This is a genomic window from Streptomyces sp. NBC_00988 (assembly GCF_045162645.1).
Lineage (GTDB): Bacteria > Actinomycetota > Actinomycetes > Streptomycetales > Streptomycetaceae > Streptomyces.
Window position 1 is genome coordinate 431,135 of record NZ_CP108730.1, and the last position, 12,634, is coordinate 443,768.

General features: G+C 69.1%; 11 protein-coding genes. 6 read left to right on the forward strand and 5 right to left on the reverse strand.

What is annotated here, in order from left to right; all coding sequences use genetic code 11:
* Nucleotides 1–476 precede the first annotated feature (476 nt).
* Nucleotides 477–1,115 (reverse strand): TetR/AcrR family transcriptional regulator, encoded by a 639-nt coding sequence (locus OG496_RS01985; protein WP_405969273.1) that lies wholly within the window; start codon nucleotides 1,113–1,115, stop codon nucleotides 477–479.
* 152 nt (nucleotides 1,116–1,267) lie between these two features.
* Between OG496_RS01985 and OG496_RS01990 the strand changes: the two genes are divergently transcribed.
* The 5 genes from OG496_RS01990 to OG496_RS02010 all read left to right on the forward strand — a co-directional run bounded on the left by OG496_RS01990 (nucleotide 1,268) and on the right by OG496_RS02010 (nucleotide 6,355).
* The gene (locus OG496_RS01990) at nucleotides 1,268–2,179 is read left to right on the forward strand and encodes an SDR family oxidoreductase (protein ID WP_405969274.1); all 912 of its coding nucleotides are present in this window, start codon (nucleotides 1,268–1,270) and stop codon (nucleotides 2,177–2,179) included.
* 4 nt (nucleotides 2,180–2,183) lie between these two features.
* Nucleotides 2,184–3,320: a hypothetical protein gene (locus OG496_RS01995; RefSeq protein ID WP_405969275.1), complete on the forward strand. Its 1,137-nt coding sequence runs from the start codon at nucleotides 2,184–2,186 to the stop codon at nucleotides 3,318–3,320.
* Nucleotides 3,317–4,240, forward strand: a complete 924-nt coding sequence (locus OG496_RS02000) for an alpha/beta fold hydrolase (RefSeq protein WP_405969276.1) — start codon at nucleotides 3,317–3,319, stop codon at nucleotides 4,238–4,240. Before OG496_RS01995 ends, OG496_RS02000 begins: the two co-directional genes overlap by 4 nt.
* Nucleotides 4,241–4,310: 70 nt before the next feature.
* On the forward strand, nucleotides 4,311–5,222 hold the full coding sequence (locus tag OG496_RS02005; protein WP_405969277.1) for a metal-dependent hydrolase: 912 nt from the start codon (nucleotides 4,311–4,313) through the stop codon (nucleotides 5,220–5,222).
* 23 nt (nucleotides 5,223–5,245) lie between these two features.
* Nucleotides 5,246–6,355 carry a PDR/VanB family oxidoreductase gene (locus OG496_RS02010; RefSeq protein ID WP_405969278.1) on the forward strand — a complete coding sequence of 370 codons (1,110 nt, stop codon included), beginning with the start codon at nucleotides 5,246–5,248 and terminating at the stop codon, nucleotides 6,353–6,355.
* 495 nt (nucleotides 6,356–6,850) lie between these two features.
* Here the strand turns inward: OG496_RS02010 and OG496_RS02015 are convergent, their stop codons facing one another.
* Both OG496_RS02015 and OG496_RS02020 read right to left on the reverse strand, forming a co-directional pair.
* The gene (locus OG496_RS02015) at nucleotides 6,851–7,048 is read right to left on the reverse strand and encodes a hypothetical protein (RefSeq protein WP_405969279.1); all 198 of its coding nucleotides are present in this window, start codon (nucleotides 7,046–7,048) and stop codon (nucleotides 6,851–6,853) included.
* A 162-nt stretch (nucleotides 7,049–7,210) separates the two neighbouring features.
* Nucleotides 7,211–7,579, reverse strand: a complete 369-nt coding sequence (locus OG496_RS02020; RefSeq protein ID WP_405969280.1) for a DUF1330 domain-containing protein — start codon at nucleotides 7,577–7,579, stop codon at nucleotides 7,211–7,213.
* Between the two features lie 973 nt (nucleotides 7,580–8,552).
* Here OG496_RS02020 and OG496_RS02025 point away from each other — a divergent pair.
* Nucleotides 8,553–9,797, forward strand: a complete 1,245-nt coding sequence (locus OG496_RS02025) for an IS110 family transposase (RefSeq protein ID WP_405969281.1) — start codon at nucleotides 8,553–8,555, stop codon at nucleotides 9,795–9,797.
* A gap of 565 nt (nucleotides 9,798–10,362) precedes the next feature.
* Here the strand turns inward: OG496_RS02025 and OG496_RS02030 are convergent.
* On the reverse strand, nucleotides 10,363–11,352 hold the full coding sequence (locus tag OG496_RS02030) for an aldo/keto reductase (protein ID WP_405969282.1): 990 nt from the start codon (nucleotides 11,350–11,352) through the stop codon (nucleotides 10,363–10,365).
* A 55-nt stretch (nucleotides 11,353–11,407) separates the two neighbouring features.
* On the reverse strand, nucleotides 11,408–12,631 hold the full coding sequence (locus OG496_RS02035; RefSeq protein ID WP_405969283.1) for a GNAT family N-acetyltransferase: 1,224 nt from the start codon (nucleotides 12,629–12,631) through the stop codon (nucleotides 11,408–11,410).
* Nucleotides 12,632–12,634: the final 3 nt, after the last annotated feature.

Genomic DNA, 12,634 nt, shown 5'->3' on the forward strand with positions numbered 1-12,634 from the left:
CGCGGGCCGTGAGCGCGATGAGCCCGGCCTCGGCGGGAAAAAGGCCGTCAGCCCTCCCTATCCGGTGTGTCACCTGGCTCGCAGGGCAGGGCGCTCAGCGGGCCTGGGCATGTGCAGGCGTCCAGCGACAACGGCAGGGCCAGGTCCGTCGCGGGCCAGGACCCGGGGGGCGCGCCGGCAGGCTCAGGCGGCAGCTGATCAGCGATCGTTCAGCAGCTCCCGCGACGCGACGGGCCCGCCTTGGTTCGCGGCCGCTCAGCCCGATCGAGCTGCGTCGCTTCCGGATGGATGACGGGTACGAGACCCGTCCGACAGTGGAAAACCAGCCGGTGCGCCGCACCTGCGTTCATCGTGCAACGGCTCTCGCCGGCCATGCCTGATCGAAACAGGGGCGCCGAGCGTGCCGAGCCGTTGACCAGGAGCCATGGGCTGCCGTCCGATACAGAGAGCCCCTGAAGGAATCCGGGCCTGCGTGATCAGGACTGATCGCTGATGGCTCGGTAGGCCGCGATGAACAGGGTGTAGGACAGGTCGATCAGTTCTTCGACGGCTGCCTTCTGGTGACCGAGCGTCCAGTCCACGAGGAGTTCGTTGACTCCGCCGACCAGGCTCATCGCGGTCATGGTGAGCCGGCTGGAGGGGGCTTCCGGGGCGGGGAGCGGTCCGACGACGGCGGCGACCATCGCGGCGAATTCGTGCAGGACCTCACGGCGACGCACTTCGAGGCGGGGGCTGGCGCCCACGACCTCGATGAGCACCAGGCGGGCCATGCGGGCGTCGCCGGCCAGTGTGCGGATGAACACCTCAAGGCCGGCGCGCAGTTGGGCGTCGACATCGGGTGCGGCGGCGGCGGCCTGCGCGGTTTCGGCTTGGATCGTAGCGATCAGGTCGTTGTAGACCCCGGCGAGAAGGTCTTCGCGGTCGCTGAACGACTCGTAGAAGTAGCGCTGGGTCAGTCCGGCATGCGAGCACACCTGCTTGACGGAGACCGAGGCGTATCCGGACGTGCCGAACAGGTCGAGGCCCGCCTGGATGAGGCGGGTGCGGCGCTCCTGCTGTCGTTGCGCCGCTTCACGTCCGCCGTAGCGCCGCCCGGCGGTCTGTGTGCCGGTCATTTCTCCCCTTCGCAGAGGTGTTGACACCGGTGTGCTCCGAACTGACACTCTAGCTTGTCAGTTCATCTGACACGCCAACGTGTCAGAAGCGTGTGGGGGCCGCTTGCCGCTCAGCGGTCCGTTCGCGCTCAGGGCAAGGAAGGGGCTCGACCGTGGCAGCACCGCCCAAATTCCCGTACACACTCAGCCGGAGAAACCGCGAGGGGCTCCCCCGCACACAACCGCTGACCGGCCGAGTGATCGCGGTCACCGGGGCGGGCCGCGGTATCGGGCGTGCCGTCGCAGCCCGGCTCGCCGCGGCCGGAGCCGCCGTGGCGATCGGCGATCTCGACGCGGAGCTTGCCAGGCAGACGGCCGGCGCCATCGGCGCGCGTCCCGGTGGCCGACTGCTCGGGCTGTCTCTCGACGTCACCGACACACCTTCCTTCGATGACTTCCTGCGCACCGTCGAGACCGAGCTGGGGCCGATCGACGTACTGATCAACAACGCCGGAATCATGTGGGTGGGCCCCTTCGAGGAGGAACCGGAGGAAGCCGCCCTGCGCCAGTTCGACGTCAACGTCCACGGCGTACTGCGGGGGATGAAACTCGTGATCCCGGTGATGCGGAAACGCGGGCGCGGCCACGTGGTGAACATCGCCTCCGCCGCCAGCAAGGTCGCCCCGGCAGGCGAGGCGACCTACGCGGCGACGAAGCACGCCCTCCACGGCTACAGCACAGCCGTCCGCGCCGAACTGCGCGGCACCGGAGTGCACGTGTCCCTGGTGATGCCCGGCGTCGTGGACACCGAGCTGGCCGTGGGCACCGCGACCGGCCCCACCCGGCGCCTGACGACGGATCAGGTTGCCGACGCTGTGCTCGACGTCGTGCTGCGCCCGCGGTTCGAGGTCTTCGTTCCACGCCAGATTGCCGCTCTGACCCGGTTGGCCGCGCTGCTGCCGGACCGCGCCCGCGACGTTCTGCATCACCTCCTTGTCCCCGACCAGCTCGCCGCCCTGTCCGACCGGTCGGTCCGCGCGGCCTACGAGCAGCGCACCCGGACCGCCCGCCTGCCCGAAGGATGAGCCCGTGACCACCACGCCCAAGCCGGCGCCCAGCACGAAGAAGGCCCAGGACCCCGCCGCTCCGCGTCCCATCCCCGAATTCGAGGGCGTCCACGACGTATGGCCCCGCGGTGACCGGCTGCGCGCCGTGCGCAGCGCCGCGGCCACCTACCGTGAGCGGTTCGTCCAGCAGGGCCGCATCCACGCCGTCCGCAGTTTCGACATCGCCGCCGCCCCGTACCCGACCCGGTTCGGCTTCCACGGCGCCGCGCTCGCCGTCAACCCGTTCGTGAGCATCGTCAACCGGATGCTCGTCGTGCAGTTCGACGGCTTCGACGGTGAGCCGAAAACACTGGTGTGGGAGCCGACCGTCGCCGCCGGAACGGCTCAAGCGCCGTTCTACGCCCAGCTCAAGCGGCTGGCGGGGGACTTTCTCACCGAGCATGTCTTCGCCCGCTTCTACCAGGATCCGAACACCGTCCTGCCCTCCTGCGGTCTGCGACCCGAGGATGTGGACTTCGTCAGCTTCGACCACCTGCACGTCCAGGACGTGCGCATGATCATGGGAAGTACCAGCACGATTCCCGGTGAACGGGCGCCCCGCGAAGCGCTGTTCCCGCGCGCCAGGCTGCTGGTGCACCGCAGGGAGCTGGGCACCTTCGAATCGGTGCATCCGATGCAGTGGGCCTGGTACGTCGACGGAGGCATGGACGGGGTACCGGCCGAGCGCGTCACCGCATTCGACGGCGATGTCGAACTCGGCGTCGGCGTCAGCCTGTTGTGGACCCCCGGCCATACGGACGGCAACCACTCCCTGGTACTGAACACCCCCGACGGGGTGTGGGTCTCCTCCGAGAACGGCATCTCGGCCGACAACTGGCAGCCCGAGCTCTCCCGCATCCCCGGGGTGCGCCGCCACGCCGCGTTCTACGGCCATGCGGTGGTGCCCAACGCCAACACCCTGGAGGACTCTCTCGACCAGTACGACTCCATGGTCAAGGAGAAGACCCTCGCCGACCCCAGCCGGCGCGATCCGCGCTGGCTGCAGATCCTGCCCTCCTCGGAGCTGGCCCCCTTCAAGCGGCACTGGCCGGTGCTGCCCAGCTTCTTCCACGGCGGTCTGAACTACGGCGAACTGACCCCTGCCGGTGGTGGCCGATGACCGGCCCGGCCGCCCGCCGGATCGCCGCGGACGGCGTGGAGTTGGCCGCCTACCAATGGGGAGCGTCCACGGCTCCTGCGGTGGTGCTGGTCCACGGCTATCCGGACACCAGCGCCGTGTGGCGCCCGGTCGCCGAGCGCCTGGCCGACCGCTTCCACGTCACCGCCTTCGACGTGCGGGGAGCCGGTGCCTCCCACCGGCCCAGGGGTCTGCGCGCCTACCGGATGTCCCGCCTGGAAGCCGACCTGGAGGCGGTTCTCGACGCCGTGAGCCCCGACCGCACAGTGCACCTGGTCGGGCACGACTGGGGATCGATCCATTCCTGGGAGTCGGTCACCGGCACCCGCCTGGCCGGGCGGATCGCCTCGTTCACCTCCATCTCCGGACCCTGTCTGGACCACGTCGGCCACCTGATCCGTGCCCGCCTTCGGCCGCGGCATCCGGATCTGCCGAAGATGCTGCGGCAGGCCGCACGGTCCTGGTACATCGCCTACTTCCATTTCCCGCTCCTGCCCGCCCTGACCTGGAGAGCACTGGGACACCGCTGGCGCGCCTTCCTCACCGGCTCCCAAGGCGTGCCCGGGGACACTCCCTACCCCGCGCCGACGCTGGCCCGCGACGCCGTATCCGGCACCGCGCTGTACCGCGCCAACATGCTGCCCCGCCTGCTGCGTCCCCGGGACCGGCCGACCACCGTCCCGGTTCAGCTCATCATCCCCACCCGCGACTTCTGCGTCACCCCGGTGCTGTCGTACGGAGTGGAGCACTGGACGGGCCGGATACAACGGCGCCCGATCGACGCCGGGCACTGGGTACAGCTCAGCCACCCCGAGGAGATCGCGTCCCGGATCGCGGAATTCGCCCACCGCATCGAAGACGGCACACGCCGCAATACGGACCACACCGCGCACCCGATCTGACGAACCAGCAGTACTGGACGACTGCCTGACCACCCCTCCCCCACACCCATCGCCGATGGAGGAACCTGTCATGTTCCGAGCCGCACATGCCCACCCGCACCGTCCGTCCGAGCCCATCGACCACCACGACCTGGTGCTGCAACCCCGGGACGTCACCTTCGACTGGGGCACCACCCCGCTGCACTGGCTGCCGGGCGAGCCCTTCGCAACCCACACCTTCGACGTGCTCCACCTCATGCTCCCCGAACTCGAACGCTGGTTCGTGCGCACCTTCGAGCAGGCACTGCCACTGATCACCGACGACCGGCTGCGCGAGGACGTACGCGGCTTCATCGGCCAGGAAGCGATGCACGCCGAGGCGCACCAGGAGGTCCTGGAGCACCTGCTCGCCAAGGGGCTGGACCCGGCTCCGTACACCCTGCAGTCCGAATGGATCTTCCGCAGGGTGCTCGGAGACCGGCCGGAGCTGACGCCGGCCACCGCACACGCGCACCTCTTCCAACGGCTCGCCCTCATAGCGGCCTTCGAGCACTTCACCGCGTACATGGGTCACTGGATTCTCAGCAACGGGCACCTGGACCAGGCCGGCGCGGACGCCGCGATGCTCGATCTGTTCCGCTGGCACGGCGCGGAGGAGGTCGAACACCGCTCGGTCGCGTTCGACCTGCTGGTGCACCTCGATCCCCACTACCGGCACCGCGTTGTCGGCATGCTCGTCACCGCTCCGGTGCTGACCCGGCTGTGGATCCGCGGAGTCCGCTTCCTGATGAGCGCCGACCCCGAACTCGACGACGGGGTCAAGGTCCGCTTCCGCGACTACCTGGCCGCGGCCCGCAAGGACCTGTTGCCCCCGCCGGTCTCGTTCGCCCGCTCGGTGCTGCGCTACTTCCGCCCCGGTTACCACCCGACGCAAGAGGGCTCGACCCAGCTGGCGATCGGCTACCTGGCGGCGTCCCCCGCCGCCCGAGCGGCTGCCCAGTGACCCGGCAACCAGCAAGGCATCCCATGAACACCAGCACATCCGTCACCCGGCCACCGGACCTGTACGGCAGGCCGCGCAGCGACTCGTTCATGCAGAAGCTGGCGGCTTTCAGCGACCACGCGGTCACGCGCCTCGCGCGGCGCAGCACTCCTCGCACTCCTCCCAGGCGCCCGCCGGCCACCGAGATGCCCGTGATCCGGGAACTGGTGGTCGCCGCCAAACACCAAGAGGCCGAGGACGTCGTCTCCCTGCGGCTGGCAGCACCCGACGGAGCAATACTCCCGCCCTGGCAGCCCGGCGCCCACATCGAACTGCACCTGCCCTCCGGCCGCAAGCGGCAGTACTCCCTGTGCGACGACCCCGCCGACCGGTACCGGTACCGCATCGCGGTGCGCCGCATCGCCAACGGGGCAGGCGGTTCGGCCGAGGTACACGACACCCTCGGAGAGGGCATGAGGGTCGCCATCTCCGGGCCCCGCAACGCCTTCCCCTTCGCCGCCGAGGCATCCATCCTGCTCATCGCGGGCGGCATTGGCATCACCCCCATCCTGCCGATGGCCCGGGAAGCCGCCCGCCGCGGGCTGGACTGGCGGCTCGTGCACACCGGCCGCAGCCGCGGCTCGATGCCCTTCGCGGCAGAACTGGCCGAACTCGCGGCAGCAGCCCCTGGCCGGGTCTCCATCCGTCCTGACGACGAGTCCGGCGCGCCCGAAACAGCCGATCTGTTGAACTTGAGCCCGGCGGCGGGTGCGGTGTACTGCTGCGGGCCCGCGCCCATGATCGACGGCGTTCGGCGCGCGTTCGGTGACAGCCGCGCGTCCGCCCTGCACTTCGAGCGTTTCGCCCCGGCCCCGATCAAGGACGGCCGTCCCTTCGAACTCCAACTGGGCGACACCGGACGGGTTCTGCCAGTGCCGTACGACCGCTCCGCCCTGGATGTTCTCCAGGAGGCCCTGCCGGACCTGCCCTTCTCCTGCCGCCAGGGGTTCTGCGGCACCTGCCGGGTACGGGTGGCCCAGGGCCATGTCGATCACCGTGACCGGCAGCTCACCGCCACCGAACGCGCGGCCGGCGCCATGCTGCCCTGCGTCTCACGTGCACCGGAAGGAGAGCGGTTGGTGCTGGAGGTGTGAGCGATGGCCGAGCGCCCGTCGAGGAAGTCTTGCATGACGCCCTCCGGCCCTCTTGCCAAGGCTGTCAGAGGGGTCTGCACGGTGAGCGGTGTAACTCTTGAGCTGGAAGCGGCAGTTGATGACTGACGTGACGAGTGACACCGAGGCCGGGAAGGCTGCTGTGAGGAGGGGCGAGCGCCGTGGATGACGGTTGGTCGCCGAGCTGGTTGCGCGGGCTCAGGCCGGTGGCGTGAAGCTCACCGGGGAGGGTGGCCTCCCGCAACAGCTGGCCAAGCGGGTGCTGGAGTCCGCGCTGGAGGGCGAGCTCACTGATCATCTGGGGCACGAGCCCGGTGAGCGGGCCGAGGGTGGCCGGGGAACTACCGCAACAGGCACCGGACCCAGCCGGTGTCGTCAAGGTATGAGTACCCCGTCGTCGCCGAGCTTCTCGGCGACGTATGTCTGCGGGTCGTCGCGGATGTCGTCGGCACTCCAGGTGGCTCCGTCGAGCAGCCGCTACAGGCCATCGAGGGTGCGATGGCCGGCGTATTCGGCCAGTTGCCAGCCGTTCTTGGGGCCGACCGGGCCGAGCAGGGCACGGACGTAGTCCCGCATTCGGCGTCGCAGGTCCTCGCGGCCGAAACGGTGGCCGATGCGGAGGAAGAGGTCTTCGAGTTCACGGTCCCAGGTCGTGTCCGCAAGGTCGTCGATCACGTTGGGAGACTGCCCGGATCGCACCGCGGCCAGTTCTGGTATCGACTCCTTGGAGGGGCGGTCCGCCAGGACCGCCCCTGACACGCCATAAGCCAACTACGCTCCGGGCGATACCTCTCGGCCAGGCCAGAAAGCGAAACACACTCCGTAGCAATGCGGGTTTTAAGGCTTGAGCACCGCCAGTACATCGTCGAGCGAAACGTTGGCGGGGTCACTCATATCGAGACCATCGAACGTCTGCCAGACATAGGACGCCGTCCCGTTCTCCCGCAGCGGATGGAAGTCGGCCAAGTCCGGAGCGTCCCGGAACCTGTTGAACGCCTCTTCGGACTCCCATTCGACGACAAACAGAACCTGCCGTGGCGCGAGGTCACCGGCTACGTTGTCCCGGAAACGACCAAACGCCACCATTCGGCCACCATATTGCGGAGCCACTTCAGGCAAACGGCGGAAGTACGCGAGGTACTTCTCCAAGTCGGCCACGTCAAACATATTCAGGGCGTAGAACTTCTTCTGCGAATTCGCACTCATTACAAATACCCTCTCCGGTACCAGGAAACTGGCGTTCGCCGCTCTAGGCGGGCGCGGGGCACCGGCAGCAGAACGCATGCACTGTTGATGATGATGTTGACGCCGGTCGCGACTTGCGCCGTCTCGGAGACCCCCGCCGCCACTATCAACGGAGTACTAGGACGGTTGCCCTTTGCGTCGCACGGGGAAGCCATCCGTACTCCTAAGTAATGGGGTTCGGAACTCACCCGCCTCCACAACGAGAAACCGATCGGTTCCCTCATCGTAAACCGATCGGTTTCCGCGCGCAAGTCCGAGCATGGGGCGCTGTTCGGTGTGCCCCGATGTCCGCGCGAACTGGCTGCTCGTGGCTGGTTCACGGTTGGACGGTCCGGCGGCGCCCGGCCGCGGCGCCATCTCCCTGTCCTGGTTACCTGCGGCAAACCTCGGGGAACCGCAGCTCTGGGCGTCCCCGGTCGCTCACGCCGTCGTCGCGTCTTGGCGCTGCACGAGCCCCCGCAGCGTCAACGGCGCCAAGGGCACGCTGGGGCGATCCCTCGCCCGCATTGCGAAGCAACCCCACTCCGGCCCGCCGACAGACGCCGCCCGAACTACCGCTGCGTCGCCCACCAAGATCCGGACCATACGCGGGCCGGAGCCTGCCACCTCCCCTACCGACGGCGCATTTATACAGGTCAGCGACTCAGCGCACCTTCGGTGCGCGCCGGGGGCGTGGTAAATCCCGTGGCGCGCGCCGGAGATGCTTCTGTCTGCCCTGACGTGGGCCGATGTCGGTCCGGGACGCTGGAGGGGTTCGTTCCGGCCGAAACCGGTGCTTCTGTGATGCCGGTGAGCTCGCAGGTCAGCGTGGTACTGGGGGCCGTCCACGGGAACCGTGGAGTGTTGCTGTGAGCACGTGCGTCAGAATTCCTGATTCACCTTGGCCCTCCCGGAACGGCATACGGGTCCGTCCGGCGAGGGAGGGAGCAAGACCGTGGACGTGCTGCACGAACGCTGCGCCGGCCTCGACATCAGCAAGAAGGACGCCAAGGTCTGCATCCGCACCCCGAGTCCGAAGCGGCGGGGGTCCTTCACGACCGAGACCACGACGTGGGGATCGACGACGAACGCGGTCCTGGATCTGCGGGACCATCTGCTCGCCGCACGGGTGACGCTGGTGGTGATCGAGGCGACCTCGGACTACTGGAAGCCGTTCCACTACGTGCTGTCCGAGGGCCTGAACGTGATCCTGGTCAACGCCCGGCAGGTCAAGAACCTGCCAGGCCGCAAGACGGACGTCTCGGACGCGGCCTGGCTGGCCCAGCTCGGCGCCCACGGACTGGTCAGGCCCTCCTTCGTCCCGCCTCAGCCGGTGCGCGAGTTGCGGGACCTGACCCGGGCCCGGACCACCGCCACCCGTGAACGAAGCCGTGTGGTCCAGCGGCTGGAGAAACTGCTGGAGGACACCGGCATCAAACTGTCCGCGGTCGCCTCCGACATCATGGGCGTCTCCGGCCGGGCCATGCTCGAAGCCCTCATCCGCGGCGAAGGCGACCCCCAGACCCTCGCGGACCTGGCCAAACGCAGGCTCCGCAACAAGATCCCTGAACTCACCGAGGCCCTGACCGGACGCTTCCGCGAACACCACGCGTTCCTGACCCGCCTCCACCTGGACCAGTACGACCAGCTCACCACGATGATCGACCAGCTCAGCGAACGCATCGAAGAGGCGATGGCCCCCTTTCGCGGCGCCCTCGACCTGCTCGACACCATCCCCGGCATCAACCAGGCCGTCGCCGAAGTGATCATCGCGGAGACCGGCGGCGACATGAGCCGGTTCGCCTCCGCCAAACACCTCGCTTCCTGGGCCGGGGTCTGCCCCGGCCACCACGAGTCGGCCGGCCGCACCAAGAACACGAAGGTCCGCCCCGGAAATCCATATCTCAAAGGCGCTCTCGGCCTCGCCGCGTTCGGCGCGGTGAGAACCAAGGAAACCTACCTCGCCGCCCGTTACAAGCGGCTGACCGCACGCCGCGGCCCGCTCAGGGCACTGGTCGCCGTCGAGCACTCGATCATCACCGCGATCTGGCACATGCTGAGCGATCACGTCGGCTACCAGGAACTCGGCGGCACCTACTTCACCCAACGTGATCCCGAACGGGCCACCCGCCGCGCGATCACCGCACTCAACCAGCTCGGATACACCGTCACCCTCAACCCGCGGGAGACCGCAGTCTGACCGGCAGTCCCGGACACCCAGCGACCTTTTACGGCCACCGGGCACCCAGCCCTGCCCACACCCACCCTGACCTGCTGCTATTTACGCGTCAGACGCATGCAACGGCTGTACCACCAGCAGACCAAGAACCTCCTGGTGTCGTACTCGCCGAAGATGCTGGGCTTCTTCCAAGCACAGGAAATGGGCGCCTGACCGGGGAAGATGCCCGGCAGGCGCCCCACACAACAACAGCCTCACTCGCTCGCCCGCAGGTGGTGCCGCACGCGCCGGGGCATCGCCCGGACGATCCTCAGCAGGTCCCGCAGATCCCGGTGGGCGAACTCCTCCTTGCACGTCTCCCGTCACCGGGGCGGCTCGTGCGACCAACTCATGGGACCCGAACCCTGGCTGACCGCGGAGGCAGGGGCGGCGCCGGAACCGCTTCTCGGGCCGGACCAGGTGCACATGGCGCGTGAACTCGCCTGGGACAGGCCGACTTTCCCGCGAGAGGTCACCGGTCGCGCGGCGCTCGATACGGCGGAGACCGCAGCAGGTCGAGCAGTTCGGTGCGGTCGGCGAGGGTGAGTCACCCTGCCGTGGGCAGCAGAGCGCGTTCGTCCAGGAGGCCGTAGCCGAGCAGGTCGATCCAGAGCTCCGGTGGAACGGGGGCGGCGAACGCGGCGATGTTGCGCCGTACCTCCTGTTCGTTACGCATGCCGACCGCGATGCAGGCGACCGCGGGGTGGAGCAGAGGGAAGGCCATGGCAGCCTGTGGGACCGTCACTCCATGCGCCTCGCAGATGTCGGCGATCCGGTGGACCCGCTCCAGCAGTTCGGGGCCGGCGGGGCCGTAGTCGTACCGGGCCCCCGCCACCGGGCGGTCGGTGGCCAGGAGGCCGGAGTTGAAGACGGAGGCGGCCACCACCGACACCCCGTGCTCGACGCAGGCCGGCAGCAGTTCGTCCAGGGCGCTGTGGTCCAGCAGGGTGTGGCGGCCGGAGAGCATCACCACGTCGGGGTCGGCCTCATGCACCAGGCGGGTGAGCTTGCCGGGGTGGTACATGCCCGCGCCGATCGCTCCGACCACGCCCTCGGCGCGCAGTTCGGCGAGGGCGGGGTAGCCGTGCCGCAGCGCCTCTTCGAAGTGCTGTTCGGCGTCGTGCAGATAGAGGATGTCGATCCGGTCGAGACCGAGGCGGTCGAGGGAGTCCTCGACGCTGCGGCGGATGCCGTCGCGGGTGAAGTCCCATACGCGGCGGTGGGTGGCCGGGACGGCGAAGGACTCGTCCGTCCGTCCCCGCGGGTCCTGCGGTACGAGCAGTCGGCCGACCTTGGTGGACAGGGTGAACTCGGCCCGGGGCTTGCCGCGCAGCAGGTCTCCGATGCGGCGTTCGGAGTGGCCGATGCCGTAGTGCGGTGAGGTGTCGAAGTAGCGGATGCCCGATTCCCAGGCGGCGTCGAGGGCCCGGGCTGCGGTGGCGTCGTCCAGTGGTTCGAACAGGCCGCCCAACGGGCCGCCGCCGAAGCCCAGTTGAGTGACCTCGACCTCGGTGCGGCCGAGCCGGTGCGTGTCCATGTGTGTCTCCTTCATGTGCGGGCCACGTGGCGTGGTGGCCTCGGCCGGACAGCGGTCAGAAGGCGGGAAAGGCCCAGCCCGAGGGGTGGAACGGTGCGCGTTCGCCGCGGAAGGCGAGTGAGGCTGCGGTGACCGCACCCCGCCGCAGTTCCTCGACGCGGCCCGCCGCTGCCAGCGACGACAGGGTGGTGCCGCCCAGATAGGCCGCGCCCAGTTCCGTGGAGGTCACTCTCAAGTCGGCCCGGGCCCTCGTGGGTTCACACGTGACGGAGTCGCCGGCGGCCGACAGGTGGTGGCGTCCGGCGTTCCACGGGCAGAACGTGTCCTGGACCTCCAGGACCAGATCCAGCGGAGTCGAGTAGCGGCGTGCGGTCAGCGCCCGGTCGATGTCCACCAGGCGGACCCAGAGGTTGTCGGTCACGGTGGTGCGGGCCGCGCGCGGGTCGGTCAGCAGCTGCAGCAATGGTTCGTCGACGGCGCCGTCGTAGGTGAGGCCGGCGTGGGCGTCGAGGTCGATGAGGAAGCGCCACAGGGCGGCGTACGACGGTCGGGAGCCGGCCGCGACCTCGATGACCTGTACCGAACCCGGCTTGGAGCGATAGACGGCGTAGCCGGTGGCCGCTCCGCCTGGCTCCAGATGGACGGCGAAGCGCAGCGCCGTACCGCCGTCGCGTGCGCGCTCGTGGTCGGCCAGCCGCGCCTCCCAGAACTTCTCCGTCCGGTCGACCCATCCGACGGCGGTGCCGCGCACGGTCTCGTAGACCTTCTCCAGGAGTGGCCGGGCCTCCTCGCGGCCGAGCAGGCGGACCGTCCCGTCGCCGAGGTCGGTACCGGGGCGCAGGGCCATGAACCGCTTGTCTCCCCGGAGTTCGGCCACGTGGCTGGCGATGCCGTACCCGAAGCGGCCGTAGATCGTGGCTTCGGCGGCGTTGAGCGCGGCGACCGGTTCGCCGCCCGTGTCGTGCAGGTCGGTGAGCTGCTTGCGCATCATCGCGGTGAGGATGCCGCGACGCCGGTGGGTGGGCAGGACCGCGACCAGCGTGATGCCGGCGACGGGCGTGGCCCCGCCGGGGACCGTCATGACACGGCCGTAGATCGATGCGCCGGCGACGATCTCCTGGCCGTCGTAGGCGGCGATCGTGCGGTCGGGTTCGAGTGAGGAGGCGGCGTTCCGGAGGCCGCCCTCCTGCCAGTCCTGGCCATAGGTCGTGGTGACCATCCGAGCCCATGAGTCGAGCTCGTTGGCGGCGATGGTCCGTATCGGGTGGGTCGTCGTCATGCT